Origin of the sequence: Marinobacter salinexigens (genome assembly GCF_008370345.1) — a bacterium.
Classification (GTDB): Bacteria; Pseudomonadota; Gammaproteobacteria; order Pseudomonadales; family Oleiphilaceae; genus Marinobacter; species Marinobacter salinexigens.
Genome location: NZ_VTUU01000001.1, coordinates 196,785 through 215,237 on the forward strand (window position 1 = coordinate 196,785; position 18,453 = coordinate 215,237).

Below are 18,453 nucleotides of genomic sequence, written 5' to 3' on the forward strand. Positions count from 1 at the left end.
TTGATGCAGCTCCGGGTTAGTAAGGGAAAAGACCGGTACGGGTGTTTGCCATGTTGATCCGGCGCGTTATCGAATCCGTGGCTTTGAGCACCGGCTGCCGGAATTCTACCATTACCAGTGCCAACGATGCGCCTCTCTAGTGACTCCAGGCCGGGAACGGGTCGTTCAGTGTTTGCCAGAACGTTTTGCCGGCCAGCAACTGATCATCATCCAGAAGGCAGTTGTCCAGTTCGCTCCTGAGGTGCTTTTCGTCGAGATTCTGTCCGATAAAGACCAGTTCCTGGCGCATGTCGCCGAATGGTTCTTCCCAGCTCTGCAGGATGGACATCCGGTACTCGGGATCTTCGGGCCAGTTGCTCTCGGGAACGGCTTTCCAGAACATACCTGCGAATCCGTGCCGGGCGATGCCTCCTGCCTGGCTCCAGTGCCCCGCAAACTCCGGGCGGGTTGCCAGCCAGAAGTAGCCTTTGGAACGAATAAGCTTGCCGTCGGTTACCGGCTGATGAAGGAAATCATAGAATTTCGCCGGGTGGAACGGGCGGCGGGCCCGGTAAACGAAGCTCGAAATACCATATTCCTCGGTTTCAGGAATGTGCTCACCACGCATTTCCTTGAGCCAGCCGGGTGCCTGCTGGGCACGATCAAAGCTGAAACGACCGGTCTCCAACACCTTGTCCAGCGGCACTGCGCCCTGGGAGATCGGAAGGATTTCAGCTTCTGTATTCAGGCTGCGGAGCACACCCTTGAGCCGATTCAGGTCTTCCGGAGACACCAGATCGGTCTTACTGATCAGCAAAATGTCACTGAACTCAATCTGGTCTACCAGCAAATCGGCAACGCTGCGCTCATCTTCCTCTCCTAGACTCTCTCCGGTTTCCTGCAGTGACTGGGCTTCGTCGTAATCTTTCAGGAAGTTCACCGCATCAACCACGGTGACCATGGTGTCCAGGCGAGCGATATCGGACAGGCTGACGCCGTCCTCATCCGCGAAAGTAAAAGTCTCAGCAACCGGGAGCGGTTCTGAAATGCCGGTCGATTCAATCACCAGGCAATCAAAGCGTTGCTCGGCTGCAAGTTTACGCACTTCGATCAAAAGGTCTTCGCGCAGCGTGCAGCAAATGCAACCGTTGCTCATCTCGACCAATTTTTCTTCCGAGCGGTTGAGCGTGACTTCCTGCTGTACCTGGGCGGCATCGATGTTCACTTCGCTCATATCGTTCACGATCACGGCAACACGTTTGCCATCCCGATTGTTGAGAATGTGATTGAGAACCGTGGTCTTGCCGGCGCCCAGAAAGCCAGACAGTACCGTAACCGGAAGTCGCGGGTCGGAATGGTTCATCGTTATGCTCCTGCGTATGGTCTGTGTTTGCCGCAAGTGCGGCTGCTTTACATTGGATATGTTATAACATAACATTTTGCGACTCTGAAGCACAGAAAGATACGTTATAACGTTAAGGAGTTCTTGATGTCTGAACAATCTCGCCTACTTTCCCCATTGCTGCGCCCGATGGCTGCGCCGTTGCTGATGGTCTCAGCAGTGATGCTGGCGGCCTGTGGTGGCAGCAGTAGTGGCAATTCCGACGATGGGCATGAGCATACTGATATCGAGACTGCAGGTCGCCTGGCCCTGTTTGATGTCGATGCGTCACAGCTTAAAGTTCTGGACCTCGATAGCAGTGAAGTGCTGGCCAGCATGGCGATGGATGGCGAGGCACCAGGCCTTTATGCATCACCCGGCAGCCGGTATGCGGTCGCCATTCAGCGGGGCGACGACCGGGTGTCCTTTGTTGATGGCGGGCTCTATACCGAGGACCACGGCGATCATATGCACGACTACGCCGAGCCGCCCAGCATGCTGGCCCTGACTCTGAACGATCACAAACCAACACATTACTCACCCGGCGAGTCGGAAGGTGTTGTGTTTTTTGACGGCGGTGACGCCGCGAGCTCAAAAGTGACCGTGTTTTCGGATGCAACGCTGGGCAGCGGCTCGATGGTGGCCAGCCTGGAGCTTGAGAACAACATGCATGGCGTGGCCAAGATGATCGATGGCCATCTGTTTGTGACCTATCGCGATAGTTCAATTACGGACACCACCCTGCCGGCAGCCGTGGAGCGCTATCACCTGGATGGCGGAAGCTTCGAGTTTGAAGAACGCTACAGCCAGGCTTGCCCGAGCCTTCATGGCGCCGCCGCCAACGCCCATAGCCTTGGTTTTGGCTGCAGTGATGGTGTGCTGGTGATCGATCTGCACGAAGCGGGTTACCCGGCCAACAAACTGAGCAACCCGGAAGGCCTGGCTGAGGGGGTACGAATCGGAACGGTGGTTGCGAATCACGATGTCGAGGCGTTGGTCGGAATCGCGGGTGATCGTCTGTTCGTGATCGATCCGGAGTCGGAAACTGAGGTCTACAACGAGCTGGCGCTGGGTGAGGGCGTGGGCCGGCTGGCTCAGGGCTTCACCACCCATGGTGAAGTGTTCTACGTGCTCGGCGACGATGGCGGCCTGCGGCTGTTTAACCCGGCCCACCACTGGGAACTGATTACCACGGCTGCACTGATCAACGCGCCTGCTGAGGGAGGCACCCTGGCGGTGACCGTGTCGGCTGCTCAGGAACGCCTGTTCGTGTTGCACAACCAGTCTGTTGTCGAAGTTGATACCACCAATGGCGATATTGTGCGGACCATTGATCTCGGGTTCAGCGCTACGGCCATTGCCTGGCTGGGTTTGGCGGAAGAGGGGCATGACCACGAAGAAGAGCATTCACACTAATCTGCGTTAAACCTGAGAGAACGTGCCGGCCCGCTGCTGGCGCGTTCTGCTGCATTATCTCTGGAGTTGTAATGTTTAAACGTTTTGTACCTTTTGCAATGCTCCCGCTGGCGATCACTTCAGTCGGGGTTGTTGCCAACGAACTGAACCCGGATGTCAGTGTCACCCTGGACGGCTACTACAAACAGAACGACACTGCGCTCTCCCACCGGGAGCAGGGCTTCGGGCTTGGCCATACGGAGCTTTCGCTGTCTTCTCCTATCGACGATCTGTTTTCAGGTCGCCTCACCGCTGTGTTCGAAGAGCACGACGGTGAAAGTGAGGTACTGATTGAAGAGGCTTATCTGCAAACGAACGGCTTACCATACGCACTTAACGTCAGGGCCGGCCGATTCCTGTCGCAAGTGGGTTACCTCAACGGGCGTCATATGCATGAGGATGACTTTGTCGAACGTCCCGCGGCTTATCGCGCCATGCTCGGCAGCCACTACTATGACACCGGCGTGCGCCTGAATGCCCTGATGCCTACACCCTTTTTCTGGCAGGTCGGTGCGGAAGCCTTCGCCGGTGACCAGCTGACGGAGGGGGAGGAAGACATTGGCGTGTACACGGTCAATACGCGGTTTGGTGGCGACATCAGTTTGTCCCAGAGTTGGCAATTGGGGCTCTCCTGGCTACGGAACCGGCACGCAAAATTGGCGGAAACCGGCGACGGCAGTCACGATCATGACCATGAGGAAGATCATGATCACAGTCATGGTGCGGGCTATACCGGCGAAAACCTGTATATCGCTGACGTGGTCTGGAAGTGGTCCCCCAATGGCAACAACCGCGAACAGCAGCTAACCCTCAGCGGCGAATACCTCTACGCAGATGAACTGAACCAGTTTGCGGCGTCTGATGACACCAATGAAGGCTGGTACGTTTCCGGCGTATACCAGTTCGCTCCTCAGTGGTCGGCTGGTGTTCGCTACGGTGAAGTTGACCTTCAGGAAGCCCACGGCGATCACTTCCACAACCAGACCCTGGATGAGACCGACGTGATGCTGTCCTGGTCCCGTTCGCATTTCTCTACGGTAAGGTTGCAGTACACGCATCAGGAAGCAACTGGCTTCAGCAATGCCGACAATACCGTGATGGTGCAGTATGTGATGTCCCTGGGTGCCCACGGCGCACATGGTTTCTGATATGGGATTCAGACACGCAATCATGACACTGCTGCTGATGGTGTCAGCATTGCCGGCTCAGGCGCAGCTTCGTGTCTTCGCCTGTGAACCGGAATGGGCGGCTCTGGTTCGGGAACTCGCCCCGGATGCCGAGCTCACCACGGCGACCAGTTACCTCCAGGACCCTCATTACATCGAGGCACGTCCCAGTCTGATCGCGGCCGTGCGGCGTGCGGATATTGCAGTCTGTACGGGCGCCTCGCTGGAAGCGGGCTGGTTGCCCATGTTGCTGCAGCGTGCTTCCAATCCGGACATTCAGCCCGGCCGCCCGGGCTTGTTCTTCGCCGCCGACCACGCCCGCTTGCATGCGCCCCATGATCATGTGGATCGCAGCATGGGGGATGTCCACCCGGAGGGTAATCCCCATGTGCACCTGGCGCCGGATGAACTGCCAGACATCGCCCGGGCTTTGGCTGACCGGCTCGGGGAGATTGAGCCGGGGGCCTCTGCCGCCATTCAGGGGCGGTATATCCGTTGGCGGGGGCACTGGAGCCGCATGCGAGCCGAATGGCGGGAGAAGGCGAAAGAGCTTGAGGGCCATTCCGTCGTGGTTCAGCATTCAAGTTTCCAGTACCTGCTACGATGGCTTGGTGTGGAAACAGCCGTGGATCTGGAGCCCAAACCGGGGCTGCCACCCAGTGCCAGCCATCTGAGCCAGTTGCTGGCTGAGCCAAACCTTGGTAAGGCCAGCGCCATACTGATCGCCAGCCATCAGGATCCTCAGCCCGCTGAATGGCTGTCGGAGCATACGGGCATACGAGTGGTTGTGGTGCCCGGTACCGTTACGGGCGAGGGGCCGACAGAGACACTGGGCGGTCTCATCAGTGAGATCATCCGTCAGATTGAGTCGGCGGCATCCGGAGTGTCCCATGGCGGCCTATGAGTGGCTGCTCCTACCGGCAGCGGGCAGTGCCATGCTCTGTCTGCTACTGGTCCCTTTGGGGTACCAGGTGATTGCCCGCGGTGTCATCTTTGCGGATCTGGCCATTGCCCAGTGGGCAGCACTGGGCACCCTGGCCGGTCTGTATTTTCTACCCAAGCATACCCTCGCCGGGGCACCGGTCAGCAGCCTGATCTTTGCACTGCTGGCTGCCGTGGCGGTTCACCTGATCTTCCGGAGGCTGGCGGATGCCAAGGAAGCCTGGATCGGCATTCTCTACGTGATCGGGGCGAGTCTCGCCGTGCTGCTGGTCAGTGGCGATCCCCACGGTGCCCAGGCACTGCACAGAGCTGCGTCCGGGGACCTGCTGTGGGCCAGTTGGCCTCTGGTTCTTGCAGTAGCCACGCTCGCCGCGTTGGTCTGGCTGCTGGCGTGGTGGTGCCCCGGCTGGATGAGCGGGGCTGTTTTTATGCCGGTGTTTGCGGTGGCAGTGACCTATTCAGTCTCGCTGGCCGGCATCTACGTGGTATTTGCGACGCTGATCATGACACCGCTGGTCCTTGGCACGCTCGTGGGAAAAGGATCTTTTCTCTCCTCCTGCTGCGCCATCGCCGGGCACCTGGCAGCCATCGGTGTTTCAGTGGCCTTCGATGTACCGGTCGGGCCGGCCATCGTGGTGGCGACCCTGGCCATGACCTTGTTCTGGTTTATCGTCCTACGCGGGTTTGCTTCCCAGAATCTTCGTGCGTTGGGGGCGGAATCCGGCGGTAGCCAGTAACGCCAGCACGACCGTTACGCCTGCGGTAATCCCGTAAGCCATCGGATTCCATTCCAGATACAGTGAAAACCGGATCGCTTCCACGGCGTGGGTGAAGGGATTGAACTGGCAGATCCAGTAGAGCCAGGGACTGGCTTCGTTCATTCGCCACAGCGGGTAGAGTGCCGAGGACATGAAGAACATCGGGAAGATCACGAAGTTCATCACCCCCGCAAAGTTTTCCAGCTGCTTGATCCAGGTGGCAATCAGGAGCCCCAGTGCGCCGAGCATCAGGCTGGTCAGGATCAGCGCGGGCAGAACTGCCAGATAGCCCCAGGCAGGCGGTTCAACATCGACCAGCAAGGCCAGGAGCAGGAAGACGTAAACCTGACCAACAGACACCACACCCATGGCCAGTAGTTTGGTCACCAGCAGGAAAGGGCGGGGCAGCGGGCTCATCAGTAGCACACGCATACTGCCCAGTTCTCTGTCGTACACCATGGACAGAGCGCCCTGCATACTGTTGAACAGGATGATCATTCCGCACAAACCCGGCGCAATGTAGGTTTCGTAGGTGATGTAGGTTTCATACGGCGGAATGATGGAAATGCCCAGTACCGCCCGGAAGCCTGCGGCAAACACCACAAGCCATAGCAGCGGTCTGACAAGTGCGCTGGCGAAGCGGGTTCTCTGTTGCCAGAAACGCAACCATTCCCGGGTCTGGATGCCGACAAAGCAGTGCCAGTATTGAGAGGCTTTCATGGTCAGCCGGCTCCGGTCAGTGTATGGAAGGTTTCTGCCAGATTCCGGGTGCCTTCAGTCTCGCAGATCCGGTGTCCGTCGCCGTCGGCCAGCAACTGCCCCTGATGCAGGATCAGCACCCGGTCGTCATTGCTGACTTCTTCTATCAGGTGTGTTGCCCAGAGTACGGTCAGTCCGTCTTCGTCGCATAGCGTTCGAACATGAGCATTCAGAGCTTTTCGGCTGGCGACGTCCAGGCCGACCGTGGGCTCATCCAGCAGCAGTAGCGAAGGCTTGTGGAGCAGGGCTCGGGCGATTTCGACCCGGCGACGGTGACCGCCGTTCAACTGCCGAACGGCATCGTTGGCCCGGTCCAGTAGGTTGAATCGTTCCAGTTCCTGGTCTCCCCTGAACCGGGCCTCTTTGCGGGAAAGTCCGTGCAGGGCCGCGTGGTACTGAAGGTTCTGGCGAACGGTGAGGTCGAGGTCGAGTGCGTTCTGCTGGAACACTACGCCAATCTGGCGCATGGCTTCTGCGGGCTGCTTCTTGAGGGACTGACCGGCCAGAAAAATATCGCCCTGCTGAAGGGCCAGGAGGCGGGTCAGGAGGCCAAACAGGGTAGACTTTCCCGCGCCGTTTGGTCCCAGCAAGGCGTGAAATCGCCCGGAGGTCAGCGCGAAGCTGACCTCTCTCAGAACCGGTTTGTCACCGTAGCGAAAACTGAGGCTTCGGGCTTCAATGGTCATGATGTCGGATCGATAACCACACCCCACGGGTAGCGGCCTACCTTGATGGATTTGACGACCTTCATGTCCTCTATATCGATGATGGACACATCGCCGGACACACCGTTCGTGGTATAGAGGTGTTTTTCATCCTTGTCCAGGTCCAGTTGCCATACCCGGGCGCCGACCAGCAGGTAGTCCAGTACCTCATAGGTTTTCGCGTCCACCACGGCAACATGGTTAGAGGGCCCAAGGGCAACGAAGGCGTATTTGCCGTCGGAGGTCAGTTCGATACCTACCGGCTGAACACGGTCCTGGTTCACTCCGGGAACCTTGAAGGTCATTTCGTGGATCTGTTCGAGGTTGTCCACATCAATGATGTGCACGGTGCCCCCGATTTCAGCAGAAGCCCAGGCGACCTTGCTGTCCTTGCTGAATTCCACGTGGCGCGGACGCTGCCCGACCACGATGTTCTTTTCTATCTCGAACGTCTCGGTGTTGATCCAGTGCAGCATGCTGGTGGTTTCCGAGGTGTTCACGGCCCACTTGCCGTCGGGGCTGACGGCCATGCCTTCGGGTTCAACACCAACGTCGATCTGGGCCAGAACTTCCTTGGTGGAGACATCCACGACGGTCACAATGGCATCGTCTTCGTTCGAGATATACAGGTGCTTGTTGTTCGGGTGCAGGGCAAACTGCTCGGGATCTTCCCCCGACGGCAGTGTGTCGATGATCTTGCGAGTAGCCAGATCCATGATCTGAACGGTGTCATCGTCACTGGCGCAGATGTACAGTTTGGTGTGATCTTTCGACAGCAGGATACCCCGGGGGCGCTGGCCGACATCAATGGTGTCAACGACTTCCCGGGTGTTAGTGTCGATGATCGACAGGGTGTTGTCCTTTTCATTGGAAACATAGGCCATACTTGCCATGGCAGGCCCCGAGAGGCCAATCATCGTCGCCAGGACGGTGTGCTTAAGAAGAGTGTGCATCGATCTTGCTCCTTTTTGTTCTGAACGCTGAACCGCCATGATTCAGGGATGGTTCAGCCATTGATCCGACACTGGCTTTCGGGCCTGTCATAGCCAAGCGTGTCCATTTGTGATTCGGGATGCAGGAAACCTTCGAACGGCGCCTGGGCGACAACCCCCCGTGGATGAACCAGAGGGATGGGCTGGCGCAGTTGTCCGTTCCAGTCGCGATAGGTCAGTTTCCGGCCTTTGAATGCGGCGAGCTGGAACTTGTCGCTGAACAGGAAGGATCGAATGTCAGCGGGTGCTGTCGTGTTGAGTTGCGTGATCGCAGTCCCGATGGAGCGAATAGCGGCCCAGGCAGCATAGTCCTCGTTGTTCATGTCGCGGCCAGCCAGCTCCTGGAAGCGGCTTTGCAACTGGGCCGCTCCCCAGCTTTCCACGACGCGATGCCAGGTGACGGGTGTCATGCCCTGGGTACCCACCACTGGTCTTGGCAGCCAGGTATTGAAGGGCACGTATTCACCAAAGTCACCGCGCACGTCGGCAACCACCACGGCATCGTAATCGTCGGCCTGAGTGAACAGGGGGAGTTCCTTCGACGCGGTGCGCCGCAAGTCGGCCTCAAACGTCCAGGGTTTGTCTTCCACAATCTCAAGTCCGAAGCGCTTGGCCGAGCGGCGGAAGGCATTGGCCCAGGCCTTGTCGGCATGCGTCGGACCGGTAATCAGAAAAACTTCATCCCAGCGACGCTGGTTCAGCCATTGGCCAAGGGCATCTGTGAGCATGCTGTAGCTGGGAATGCTGTGCAGGAGATTAACCTGACAGTCGGCGGTGCGCAGGGCATCGTCTTTTGCGCCCGCATTGAATACAAGGGTGTGTTCGCCAGCCTTGTTGAACATGGTTTTCAAAGTGTCGGCCGGGGCATTGACCACGAACAGATCCACGCCACTTTGCTGCATGGCTTCAAAGGCTTCGAGGGCGGAGGACTCAGAATCGGTAATCCGGCTTTCAAGATGGTATTCCTGGCCGAGGAACTTCCCGGTTGTGCGGTTGTCCTCGATCGCCAGCTCGGCCCCACGCAGCCCGGCATCTTCCGGCTCGGGAATGACGTTTGACAGTACCGGGCCGGAATCCGGAACCCATTGCACATAGCCAATCCGGGCCTCCAGCGCTTGCGCGGATACTGGCAGGCTGATGATAAGGCTTGCGGCGGCTAGCCGACGGCAAAAGGACATCGCATTCTCCGGATTATTGTTGTGTCTCCAGCTTAGTAAAGGGGGCAAACCCATAAAATATTCAGAAAGTAGGAAAGTGGCGGTACTAAAGAACTATTCCTGTCAGAAACCGGCGCTTTAGCATGGTTTACCAAGGACATTTTCTTCGCTGACTGGACAACAAGAATGACCGCATACCGGAAGATCTTCCTTATCATGCTGGCCGTGTTTGCGGCGATTTACCTGGCCGGTGCCCTGTTCTACGTGCAACAGGCCCGGCACGATGTTCAACGGGAACTGGCAGGGATTGCCGGGTTGGCAGACATACTGAACTCCCCGGAAAACCTGCCCACCACATTGGTGGCCAATATCCGTCACCTGGAACCGGCAATAGTGCCTGTTGCGGAAGCTCGTACAGGTGCACCCGAGTGGTTTGCGGACATGATCGGTGCGGGTGATAGCCGGGCACTGGCGAATGGCTGGCGTTTTGCCCCCGCCGATGAGGCCGAGGAAATCTGGGAGAGCTTCGTTCTGATATCGATTGCCTACACAGTGGGCATGGCATTGTGCTTTCTGGCTCTCTACCAAGCGGTGTCTGCCGGGGTCAAACCACTCAGGGCGCTGTCCGGGGCGATGGAGGCTGTTGGAGAAGGGCAGCTGGCATCGCGTCTGCCCCCACAGTCGGTGAATGAGCTGGACTCGCTGGCAAAGCGCTTTAACGCCATGGCGGAGGCTTTGGAAGCAGAGCAGAACACGGTTGGCCGTCTGATGAATGAATTACTGCAATTACAGGACCGCGAACGGGAGCATATTGCCAGGGTTCTGCATGATGATCTGGGCCAGTATCTGACGGGCATCCGGGCGCAGGCCCAAAGCTGGGTTTATGATCCGGACCTGAGTGACCTCCAGAAACAGCAGGCGAAGGATCTGGCGGGGCACTGTGAGACGGTTCAGAACCATTTTCGGCACCTGCTCCAGGATCTTCACCCGCTGGTTATGGAGAAACTCGGGTTGGGCAGTGCCATCCGGCACCTGGTTGAACAATGGCAGCAGCTCAGTGGTCTGAATTGTCATCTGGATCTTGATGACGCCTTGCCGGCACTCACCGGCGAGCAGCAGACTCACCTCTATCGGTTCCTGCAGGAAGCGCTGAATAATATTTCCCGCCACTCCAGGGCCTCGCATGCCTATCTCGCCGTTGATACCACGCCCACAAATCTCAGGGTTGAAGTTCATGATGATGGCGATGGCATTGACGACATCGACAGTAAGGCTGGGCTGGGGTTGATGTCGATGCGTGAACGAGCACGTTGTATGGGCGGTCGGGTGAGTTTCAGGAGCGGAGCGGGGGGCGGAACGCGTGTCCTGCTTGCAATCCCTCTGTCTGCGAGTTCTCTATACGGTGGAGGTGCATTATGAAACTGATGATCGTGGACGACCATCAGGTGGTCCGTCAGGGTATTGCAAACCTTCTACGCTCGATGATGCCCGGGCTGGAAGTTACTGAAGTGGACAATGGGCAGGACGCAGTGAGCGGGTATGCGCGGCTGCAACCGGATGTGGTGCTGCTGGATATGGGCCTGCCGGATATTTCTGGCCTTGAAGTCGGTCGTCGTATTCGACAGCGCTGGCGGGGTGCTTCCATTGTGTTTTTTACCATGCATGATGAGTTGCCGATGGTCCGGCAGGCGCTTGATGTGGGTGGGATGGGGTTTGTCTCCAAAAGTTGTGCGCCGGAAGAACTGTTGGAAGCAGTTAAACGAGTCGCCGCAGGGCAGCCCTACATTGAGCATCCCGTTGCGACTCGCCTGGCGATGAATCAGGAGCGGCCTGTGGATAACCGGTTGCGGGATGTTACCCAGCGGGAGATGGAAGTGCTGTTGATGTATGCCCGGGGGGAAAATATACCCGGCATCGCACAGCGGTTGTGTGTCAGCAACAAGACGGTGTCAAACCATCTGGCGTTACTGAAGAGCAAACTGAATGTTGAGTCGTCGGTGGAACTGATCCACCTGGCGGTGGATGCCGGGTTGGTTCGCTATGGCCAGTTAGACGAAAGGCAGCGGGCCGGAGCCCGCTGAGTATCACCAGTTAAAGGGGCAGTTTGTGCAGCCTTCCATATGAGTGCCTTCGAAAGTTGCATAGTGAATACGAGCCCCTGACAGGTCGGCATCGGCCAGATTGGCAAGCCCCAGCTTAGCCTCCTGCAGGTTTGCTCCATGCAGATTGGCGCCTTCGAGGTTAGCTTTTGGCAACCATGAAATTTCGAAGCTGCTGAATTCGAGATTGGTGTTTTGCAACGTCGCCCCGGAAAAGCGTGAGAAATCGAAATTGGCGCCAGCCAGATTGGACTCGCTGAAATCTGCGCCCTGTGCGAACAGATACGCCCCCTGCATACCCTGCAGTTGGGCATTCCGGGCTTTTACGCCTCGCATGCTGGCACGATACGCCTGTAGCCGGTAACCGGTTACATGGTCGAGGTTGGCGCCATTGAGGTTTGCTCCGCGCAGGTTTGCGTGGTTCAGCGTTGCATTACTGAGATTGGCACCTCTCAAGTCGGCTGAGCGAAGGTCCGTATTGGAAAGGTCGGCGCCACTGAGGTCCATGCCAGCACATTGAGCTTCCCGTTCAATCACGCATCCGTTGATAATCCGGGCTTTGTCGATCTCGGCCATGTAATCGCCGGCAAATGCCTGTGTGGTTACAAGGAGAATGGGGGCAAGGCGGAATCTGTTCATGGTACGAACTCCAGAAATGAATGGGAAGGCCCGGCAAGGTGCCGGGCCAATACCAGAAGGCGTTTACCGAGATGCTTGCGCCCATGATGGCAGCTTGAAGACCCAGAATGACCCGCCCTGGGAGATCGGCTTTGTCAGTTCAGCCATATCCCCGCCCCAAAGGGGAACTGCCCCGCCATAGCCCGATGCCACACCGATATATTGTTCGCCGTCCATTTCCCAGGTAATCGGAGAGGAAATGATTCCGGAGCCGGTCTGGAACTTCCAGAGTTCTTCGCCGGTTTTGGCGTCGAAGGCCTTGAGGAAACCGTCACCGGTGCCGGTGAATACCAGGCCGCCCTTGGTGGTGAGAACACCGGCCCACAGTGGCATGGGTTCCTGGTGTTCCCATTCGATCTTGCCAGTGAGTGGGTTCATTGCCCTGAGCGTGCCCACATGGTCGTCGTACATCCTTTTGATGCGGAAGCCCTGGCCCAGGTAAGCGGCACCTTTTTTATAGGTGACTTCTTCGGTCCAGTAGTCTTCTTTCCAGTGGTTGGCCGGTATATAGAACAGACCGGTATCCTGGCTGTATGCCATGGGATTCCAGTTCTTGCCGCCGAGGAACGGTGGCGAGACTTCAATAGATTCGCCACGGGTTTCGCCGTCTTTTGGTGCTGGCGGCCGCTGGCCCTCGTTTTCGATAGGGCGACCATCTTTGCCAATACCCTTGGCCCAGGTAATGTTGTCCACAAACGGGAAACCTTTCCTGAATTCGCCGTTGGTGCGGTCCACCACGTAGAAGAATCCGTTCCGGTCGGCATGGGCTGTCGCTTTGACGGTCTCACCATCTTCGGTGTATTCGAAAAGGACCAGCTCGTTGTTGCCGGAGAAGTCCCAGGCATCGTTGGGGGTATGCTGGTAGAACCACTTAACCTCACCGGTTGTCGGGTCTACGCCCACCTGACCGGAGGTGTAAAGGTTGTCATAGTCTGCAGGATTACCGCCGGGTGAGGTGCGCTTCCACGTGTTCCAGGGTGCTGGATTGCCGGCACCGATGATGATGGTGTTGGTTTCGGCGTCAAAGCTGGCACTTTGCCAGGGGGCGCCGCCGCCATGGCTCCAGGCTTCAACCTTGCCGGTTTCTGTATTTGGATCATCTGGCCAACTCGGCGCATCGGGGTCGCCGGTCGGAGTGCTTTTCTTGCCGTTCAGGCGACCGTAGTGGCCTTCAACAAACGGCCGCATCCAGATTTCCTTGCCGGTTTCCGGATCACGGGCAAACAGTTTGCCGACCACGCCAAACTCATCGCCGGAAGAGCCGTGAATCAGCAGAACTTTGCCGGATTCCTGATCTTTCACCAGAACCGGAGCGCCAGTCATGGTATATCCGGCTTCGTGATCGGCAAACTTCTCGCGCCATACCACTTTCCCGGTGTCTTTGTTCAGAGCAACAATCCCGGCGTCCAGTGTGCCAAAGAACACCTTGTCGCCAAAGATGGCCGCTCCGCGGTTGACCACGTCGCAGCATGGACGTATCCCTTCAGGCAGGCGGTGGCTGTATTCCCAGATCATCTTGCCAGTGCGCGCATCCAGAGCATAAAGCCGGGAATAGGAGCCGGTGATATAGATGATGCCGTCGTGGACAAGGGCCTGGGATTCCTGGCCCCGCTGCTTCTCATCACCGAATGAGAAAGACCATGCCGGTACCAGGCGCTCTACGTTGTCGGTGTTGACGGTGGTCATCGGGCTGTAGCGCTGGGCCTTCGGGCCAATGCCATAGCCCAGGACGTTTTCCGTTGTAGTGGCATCGTTGGCGATGTCGTCCCAGGTGACGTTCTTTGCTGAAGCCTGCGTGGCAAGGCCGGAAGCTGTGCCGAGCACCATGGCTATTCCGATTCCCCGTAGCAGTGCTTTCTTCTTTGTTTTGATATGCATAATCTCTTCCCTCGGTTTTTGTTGTGCCTACTTGTGTGTTGTCGACGGTCAGAGTTTTAGCGTGAGGCAGCTGCACCTGCGACGGAAAACAGCGCATTAACGTCGGGAAAATAGCGTAAAAACCCGGGAAAAGTTCCCAGGAGGAAGGTATGTGGCTGGAACGTTGGCTTTTTTGTCGGGTGCTGTTTCTTGCTCCTGCTTTCGACTTCGGTCGTGGCGTCTACTACCAAGGAACTAATCCGAATCCCCCAAAGTGGCATTCGGATCGGGTGTCAGTATTTCTAGACTAGGAGTCAGCAAGTTGGCTTTCCATAACTCCAAATGGCCAACGCACGGGGACATAACAGAGGTAGACACAATGACAATTTCCACTTCACTCAAAGCGTTGATCGCCGCCGGGCTTTTCGGTGCAGCCGGACTGGCTATCGCTCATGGCAACGTGACTCCTCAGGCCGTGGATACTGGCGACCTGCCCAAGCTCGGTGACGAAGTGCTGATCGAGAATCCGTTCAGGGAAGGCAATGCACACGGGGATATGAACGAAGAAGCGGTGAAGATCGGCGAGAGTGCATATGCGGGTAACTGTGCGGGCTGTCATGGTATTCGTGCCATGTCCGGCGGCCTGACACCGGACCTTCGTGCTCTGACCGAATGGGATGATGAATACTTTATCAACCGTGTTCGCAATGGCACCGATCGTGGCATGCCGTCCTGGAAGAAGACTCTGGACCAGAACGCCATGTGGGCGATCAAAACCTATGTAGAGTCTCTGCCCAAGCCTGAGTAAGGGCAGAAGGTGAATCAGAAAAGGTCTGGTTCCGGGCCGGCCTTGTGCCGGCCTTTCGTCGTTCAGGTCTATCTCTCCGGGGAGCTCACAATGAAAACAATAGCCCGACTGTTTGCTTTTATGCTGGTGTTCCAGTGGGCCGCAGCCCAGGAAGTCAGCGACGGTGACAAGCTACTCAACCGGCCAGCGGATCGTACATACGATGTCGTGTTGGAATCCGGCTACCTTAAAGTGGGTGTTTACGAGAATTTCCCTCCGTATTCCTACGAAGTGAATGGCGAGCCCCGAGGGCTCGACGTTGAGCTGGGCAAACGTATCGCCGAGGAAATGGGTCTGGAATTCAAGGTGCACTGGATCGTGCCTGATGAAAACCTGGGTGATGATCTGCGGAACAATGTCTGGAAAGGGCATTACCTTGCCAAGCAGAGGCTGGCGGATGTCATGCTGCGGGTGCCCTATGACAAGACATACGCCTACATGCAGGACTCTACCGGTGAGTACGTCAACGAACAGGTGGTGATGTTCGGCCCCTATCAACAGGAAACCTGGCAGATTGCCTATAACCCGGAGCGACTGGAGTCGGTTGATACCGTTGCTGTGTTTCAGTATCACCCCATTGGCGTCGAGATCGATACTTTGCCGGATTTTTACCTGACATCAGGTCTGCGTGGCCGTTTGCGGGATCAGGTCAGGCATTTCAGAAACGTCGAGGAAGCGTTCAGGGCGATGCGGGATGGTGAAGTGGCTGCAGTGATGGGCATGCGGGCTGAAATTGACCACGAACTGGCGAAAGCGGAGAACCGTGAGTTTCGCCTGGCGGGCAATGGCTTTCCGGGAATCGGAAAGCAGGTCTGGGATGTGGGAATGGCGGTAAAGCAGTCACACCGTCAATTGGGTTATGCGTTGGAGGATGTTGTCGGGCGGCTGGTCAAATCCGGACGGCTTGAACAGTTGTTCGCGGACCTGAATCTGCGTTATGGCGTGCCCCAGTACTACAAGGAGTTCCTTAGCGAGGAGGCGCTGGCCAAGGCCGAGGGCAAACTCTGAACGAACGACGGACACTTGCTCCGGTTATTGAAAAAGCCCGCGATTCTGTCGCGGGTTTTTTCGTTGCAGGGAAGGTATTACTACCAAGTGATGAGAAAACCTGTGCCGGGGGTTAATTGTTGCTCTTTCTCATAAAAAGAAGAATCAACTCAGAGGCGGGAAAAGTTCCCGGTTCGCCGAGAAACCGACAACAAGAGACTTGGAGAGCGCAACCATGAGAACGAACAAGTTCGGGATTCGCATTGCGGCCAGTGCCCTGGCACTGGCTGTGTCCTACGGTGCCAACGCAACGGTAACCGACAAAGATATCCTTAACGATGCCAACACACCGGAAGACGTCGTCAGTTACGGTATGGGTACCCAGGGCCAGCGTTTCAGCAGCCTGGCTGACCTGAATACTGACAACGTCAAGTTCCTTCAGCCTGCCTGGGCCTTCTCCTTCGGCAGCGAAAAAATGCGTGGGCAGGAAACTCAGCCCATGATCAAGGATGGCGTCATGTACGTCAGCGCCTCCTACTCTCGTGTTTACGCCATCGATGCCAAGACCGGTGAAGAACTGTGGCAGTATGATGCACGCCTTCCTGACGGCATCATGCCTTGCTGTGACGTTGTAAACCGCGGCGTTGCCCTGTACGACGACAAGGTTATCTTCGGTACCCTGGATGCCAAGCTGGTTGCCCTGAACAAGGACACTGGCAAGCCGATGTGGATCAAGAAAGTAGCTGATTACCAGGCGGGTTACGCTATCACGGCAGCTCCGCTGGTTGTTAAAGGCAAGGTCATTACCGGTGTCTCCGGTGGTGAATTCGGTATCGTTGGCAAGGTTGAAGCCTACGACGCCAACACCGGTGAGAAGGTATGGACCCGTCCGACCGTTGAAGGCCACATGGGCTATGTCTATAAAGACGGCAAAGCGGTCGAGAACGGCATATCCGGTGGCAAGGCTGGTGTGACCTGGCCTGGCGATATGTGGAAAAATGGCGGCGCGGCGACCTGGCTGGGCGGCACCTACGATCCTGAAACCGACTCCCTGTTCTTCGGTACCGGTAACCCGGCGCCCTGGAACTCTCACCTGCGTCCGGGCGACAACCTGTTTTCCTCCTCGCGTCTGGCTATCGATCCGGACGACGGCAGCATAAAGTGGCATTTCCAGACCACCCCTCACGATGGCTGGGACTACGATGGTGTTAACGAACTGGTTTCCTTTGATCTGAAAGAGGGCGGCAAGACCGTCAAGGCAGCAGCTACTGCTGACCGTAACGGTTTCATGTACGTCCTGAACCGTGAAAACGGCGACTTCATCCGGGGCTTCCCGTTTGTAGACAAGATCACCTGGGCTGAAGGTCTGGATCCGAAGACCGGTCGCCCGATCTACAAAGAAGGTGGCCGCCCGGGTAACCCGGCCGATATGGATGGCAAGAAGGGTGAAATGGTTCTAGCCCAGCCTGCATTCCTTGGCGGCAAAAACTGGATGCCGATGGCTTACAGTCAGGAAACTGAACTCTTCTATGTGCCCTCCAACGAGTGGGCTATGGACATCTGGAACGAAAACGTCTCCTACAAGAAAGGTGCGGCGTTCCTGGGTGCAGGGTTCACCATCAAGCCGGCTAACGACGATTACATCGGTGTACTCCGCGCCATGGATCCGAAGACAGGTAAAGAAGTCTGGCGTTACGAAAACACCGCACCTCTGTGGGGTGGCGTAATGACCACTGCGGGCAACCTGGTCTTCACCGGTACTCCGGAAGGTTACCTGAAAGCGTTTGACGCCAAGACCGGCGAAGAGCTCTACCGCTTCAACACCGGTTCCGGTGTGGTTGGTACGCCGATCACCTGGACCATGGACGGTGAGCAGTACGTATCCGTGGCCTCCGGCTGGGGTGGTGCTGTTCCTCTCTGGGGTGGTGAAGTGGCCAAAGTGGTCAAGCACTTCAACCAGGGTGGTGCCATCTGGACCTTCAAACTGCCGAAGGACCGTGTTGCCAGCAAGTAATTGTCTGGCCGGATGAAAAAAGGTCGCCTCCGGGCGACCTTTTTTTGTGTGAGTCGGGGTGGGAGCCCGCTCATTCCATGGCTGCTTCGGCCTTCTTATAGATAGACTTCACAGGCTTTTCGAATACCTTGCGAACCATGGGCTCGAAGAATTCCAGCGGCAGAATTTCACCTTCTGGATCGAAGGCCGGTGAGTCGTACTTGCTGACGAATTCGATGGTGCGTTTGAAGTGCGGATGATCCTTGTATTCATCACGCATATTCCGGTCCATGCCGATGTAATGGAAGAAATAATAGCCCTGGAAGATGGCGTGGTGCTTGATCATCCAGTGGTTTTCTTCGCTGACAAACGGTTCCAGAAGAACAGCAGCTACATCGGCGTGGTTGTAGCTGCCCAGGGTGTCACCAATGTCGTGGAGCAGGGCGCAGACGACGTATTCGTCATCTTTGCCGTCACGATGGGCGAGGGTTGCGGTTTGCAGACAGTGAGACAGGCGATCGATAGGGAATCCGCCGAAGTCGCCTTTCAGCAGCATCAGGTGTTCAAGAATCCGGTCTGGAAGCCCTTTGGCAAACTGTCCGAACTGGCTGGCAATCAGGTTCCAGTCCTCGGCGGTGCCATCTTTCATGTGGTGGAATTGCGCTTTGGGGGCGTTCATATCACTCATTGTGGTCTCTC

General features: G+C 57.0%; 17 protein-coding genes. 9 read left to right on the forward strand and 8 right to left on the reverse strand.

All coding sequences use genetic code 11. From position 1 onward, the window contains the following. Nucleotides 1-136 precede the first annotated feature (136 nt). Nucleotides 137-1,342 carry a zinc metallochaperone GTPase ZigA gene (gene zigA, locus FWJ25_RS00955; RefSeq protein ID WP_149598377.1) on the reverse strand — a complete coding sequence of 402 codons (1,206 nt, stop codon included), beginning with the start codon at nucleotides 1,340-1,342 and terminating at the stop codon, nucleotides 137-139. Nucleotides 1,343-1,468: 126 nt separating this feature from the next. On the opposite strand from zigA, the gene FWJ25_RS00960 reads away from it, so the two are divergent. The 4 genes from FWJ25_RS00960 (at nucleotide 1,469) to FWJ25_RS00975 (ending at nucleotide 5,660) form a co-directional block, all read left to right on the forward strand. Beyond that, nucleotides 1,469-2,776, forward strand: coding sequence for an SdiA-regulated/phytase-like domain-containing protein (locus tag FWJ25_RS00960; protein ID WP_246166623.1), 1,308 nt, complete (start codon nucleotides 1,469-1,471; stop codon nucleotides 2,774-2,776). Between the two features lie 71 nt (nucleotides 2,777-2,847). Continuing rightward, nucleotides 2,848-3,963 (forward strand): hypothetical protein, encoded by a 1,116-nt coding sequence (locus FWJ25_RS00965; RefSeq protein WP_149598378.1) that lies wholly within the window; start codon nucleotides 2,848-2,850, stop codon nucleotides 3,961-3,963. Between the two features lies 1 nt (nucleotide 3,964). Continuing rightward, complete coding sequence (locus FWJ25_RS00970; RefSeq protein WP_149598379.1) at nucleotides 3,965-4,885, forward strand: metal ABC transporter solute-binding protein, Zn/Mn family; 921 nt, start codon at nucleotides 3,965-3,967, stop codon at nucleotides 4,883-4,885. Beyond that, nucleotides 4,872-5,660, forward strand: coding sequence for an ABC transporter permease family protein (locus FWJ25_RS00975; protein WP_149598380.1), 789 nt, complete (start codon nucleotides 4,872-4,874; stop codon nucleotides 5,658-5,660). The genes FWJ25_RS00970 and FWJ25_RS00975 overlap by 14 nt, the downstream gene beginning before the upstream one ends. Here FWJ25_RS00975 and FWJ25_RS00980 read toward each other — a convergent pair. From FWJ25_RS00980 to FWJ25_RS00995, 4 genes are read right to left on the reverse strand one after another with little or no spacing between them, the layout of a single operon-like run. Continuing rightward, complete coding sequence (locus FWJ25_RS00980; RefSeq protein WP_149598381.1) at nucleotides 5,598-6,401, reverse strand: ABC transporter permease; 804 nt, start codon at nucleotides 6,399-6,401, stop codon at nucleotides 5,598-5,600. The two genes, FWJ25_RS00975 and FWJ25_RS00980, sit on opposite strands and share 63 nt — an antisense overlap. Before the next feature lie 2 nt (nucleotides 6,402-6,403). After that, complete coding sequence (locus tag FWJ25_RS00985) at nucleotides 6,404-7,126, reverse strand: ABC transporter ATP-binding protein (protein WP_149598382.1); 723 nt, start codon at nucleotides 7,124-7,126, stop codon at nucleotides 6,404-6,406. Further along, nucleotides 7,123-8,097, reverse strand: coding sequence for a YVTN family beta-propeller repeat protein (locus FWJ25_RS00990; protein ID WP_149598383.1), 975 nt, complete (start codon nucleotides 8,095-8,097; stop codon nucleotides 7,123-7,125). Before FWJ25_RS00990 ends, FWJ25_RS00985 begins: the two co-directional genes overlap by 4 nt. 53 nt (nucleotides 8,098-8,150) lie before the next feature. Next, entirely contained in the window at nucleotides 8,151-9,314 is a 1,164-nt protein-coding gene (locus FWJ25_RS00995; protein WP_149598384.1) for an ABC transporter substrate-binding protein, read from the reverse strand. Nucleotides 9,315-9,479: 165 nt separating this feature from the next. On the opposite strand from FWJ25_RS00995, the gene FWJ25_RS01000 reads away from it, so the two are divergent. Both FWJ25_RS01000 and FWJ25_RS01005 read left to right on the forward strand, forming a co-directional pair. Then, nucleotides 9,480-10,712 carry a HAMP domain-containing sensor histidine kinase gene (locus tag FWJ25_RS01000; protein WP_149598385.1) on the forward strand — a complete coding sequence of 411 codons (1,233 nt, stop codon included), beginning with the start codon at nucleotides 9,480-9,482 and terminating at the stop codon, nucleotides 10,710-10,712. Further along, a complete protein-coding gene (locus tag FWJ25_RS01005) occupies nucleotides 10,709-11,374 on the forward strand; it encodes a response regulator (RefSeq protein ID WP_149598386.1) in 666 nt (221 codons plus the stop codon). Before FWJ25_RS01000 ends, FWJ25_RS01005 begins: the two co-directional genes overlap by 4 nt. A gap of 3 nt (nucleotides 11,375-11,377) precedes the next feature. On the opposite strand, the gene FWJ25_RS01010 is transcribed toward FWJ25_RS01005, so the two are convergent. Together FWJ25_RS01010 and FWJ25_RS01015 are read right to left on the reverse strand one after the other, a co-directional pair. After that, nucleotides 11,378-12,031: a pentapeptide repeat-containing protein gene (locus FWJ25_RS01010; RefSeq protein ID WP_149598387.1), complete on the reverse strand. Its 654-nt coding sequence runs from the start codon at nucleotides 12,029-12,031 to the stop codon at nucleotides 11,378-11,380. A gap of 63 nt (nucleotides 12,032-12,094) precedes the next feature. Then, on the reverse strand, nucleotides 12,095-13,897 hold the full coding sequence (locus FWJ25_RS01015) for a methanol/ethanol family PQQ-dependent dehydrogenase (protein WP_246166644.1): 1,803 nt from the start codon (nucleotides 13,895-13,897) through the stop codon (nucleotides 12,095-12,097). Between the two features lie 409 nt (nucleotides 13,898-14,306). Between FWJ25_RS01015 and pedF the strand changes: the two genes are divergently transcribed. From pedF to FWJ25_RS01030, 3 genes are all read left to right on the forward strand, one after another. After that, nucleotides 14,307-14,735: a cytochrome c-550 PedF gene (gene pedF / locus FWJ25_RS01020; protein WP_149598389.1), complete on the forward strand. Its 429-nt coding sequence runs from the start codon at nucleotides 14,307-14,309 to the stop codon at nucleotides 14,733-14,735. A 90-nt stretch (nucleotides 14,736-14,825) separates the two neighbouring features. Then, a complete protein-coding gene (locus tag FWJ25_RS01025) occupies nucleotides 14,826-15,782 on the forward strand; it encodes a substrate-binding periplasmic protein (RefSeq protein WP_149598390.1) in 957 nt (318 codons plus the stop codon). A gap of 214 nt (nucleotides 15,783-15,996) precedes the next feature. Then, nucleotides 15,997-17,775, forward strand: coding sequence for a PQQ-dependent methanol/ethanol family dehydrogenase (locus FWJ25_RS01030; protein ID WP_149598391.1), 1,779 nt, complete (start codon nucleotides 15,997-15,999; stop codon nucleotides 17,773-17,775). Nucleotides 17,776-17,845: 70 nt separating this feature from the next. On the opposite strand, the gene FWJ25_RS01035 is transcribed toward FWJ25_RS01030, so the two are convergent. Then, a complete protein-coding gene (locus FWJ25_RS01035; protein ID WP_246166645.1) occupies nucleotides 17,846-18,433 on the reverse strand; it encodes an HD domain-containing protein in 588 nt (195 codons plus the stop codon). Between the last annotated feature and the right edge of the window lie 20 nt (nucleotides 18,434-18,453).

Bases quoted from the DNA above. Each gene is read 5' to 3' on its own strand.
- zigA (WP_149598377.1), bottom strand. From the start codon at position 1,342: ATGAACCATTCCGACCCGCGACTTCCGGTTACGGTACTGTCTGGCTTT.
- FWJ25_RS00960 (WP_246166623.1), top strand. From the start codon at position 1,469: ATGTCTGAACAATCTCGCCTACTTTCCCCATTGCTGCGCCCGATGGCT.
- FWJ25_RS00965 (WP_149598378.1), top strand. From the start codon at position 2,848: ATGTTTAAACGTTTTGTACCTTTTGCAATGCTCCCGCTGGCGATCACT.
- FWJ25_RS00970 (WP_149598379.1), top strand. From the start codon at position 3,965: ATGGGATTCAGACACGCAATCATGACACTGCTGCTGATGGTGTCAGCA.
- FWJ25_RS00975 (WP_149598380.1), top strand. From the start codon at position 4,872: ATGGCGGCCTATGAGTGGCTGCTCCTACCGGCAGCGGGCAGTGCCATG.
- FWJ25_RS00980 (WP_149598381.1), bottom strand. From the start codon at position 6,401: ATGAAAGCCTCTCAATACTGGCACTGCTTTGTCGGCATCCAGACCCGG.
- FWJ25_RS00985 (WP_149598382.1), bottom strand. From the start codon at position 7,126: ATGACCATTGAAGCCCGAAGCCTCAGTTTTCGCTACGGTGACAAACCG.
- FWJ25_RS00990 (WP_149598383.1), bottom strand. From the start codon at position 8,097: ATGCACACTCTTCTTAAGCACACCGTCCTGGCGACGATGATTGGCCTC.
- FWJ25_RS00995 (WP_149598384.1), bottom strand. From the start codon at position 9,314: ATGTCCTTTTGCCGTCGGCTAGCCGCCGCAAGCCTTATCATCAGCCTG.
- FWJ25_RS01000 (WP_149598385.1), top strand. From the start codon at position 9,480: ATGACCGCATACCGGAAGATCTTCCTTATCATGCTGGCCGTGTTTGCG.
- FWJ25_RS01005 (WP_149598386.1), top strand. From the start codon at position 10,709: ATGAAACTGATGATCGTGGACGACCATCAGGTGGTCCGTCAGGGTATT.
- FWJ25_RS01010 (WP_149598387.1), bottom strand. From the start codon at position 12,031: ATGAACAGATTCCGCCTTGCCCCCATTCTCCTTGTAACCACACAGGCA.
- FWJ25_RS01015 (WP_246166644.1), bottom strand. From the start codon at position 13,897: ATGGTGCTCGGCACAGCTTCCGGCCTTGCCACGCAGGCTTCAGCAAAG.
- pedF (WP_149598389.1), top strand. From the start codon at position 14,307: ATGACAATTTCCACTTCACTCAAAGCGTTGATCGCCGCCGGGCTTTTC.
- FWJ25_RS01025 (WP_149598390.1), top strand. From the start codon at position 14,826: ATGAAAACAATAGCCCGACTGTTTGCTTTTATGCTGGTGTTCCAGTGG.
- FWJ25_RS01030 (WP_149598391.1), top strand. From the start codon at position 15,997: ATGAGAACGAACAAGTTCGGGATTCGCATTGCGGCCAGTGCCCTGGCA.
- FWJ25_RS01035 (WP_246166645.1), bottom strand. From the start codon at position 18,433: ATGAACGCCCCCAAAGCGCAATTCCACCACATGAAAGATGGCACCGCC.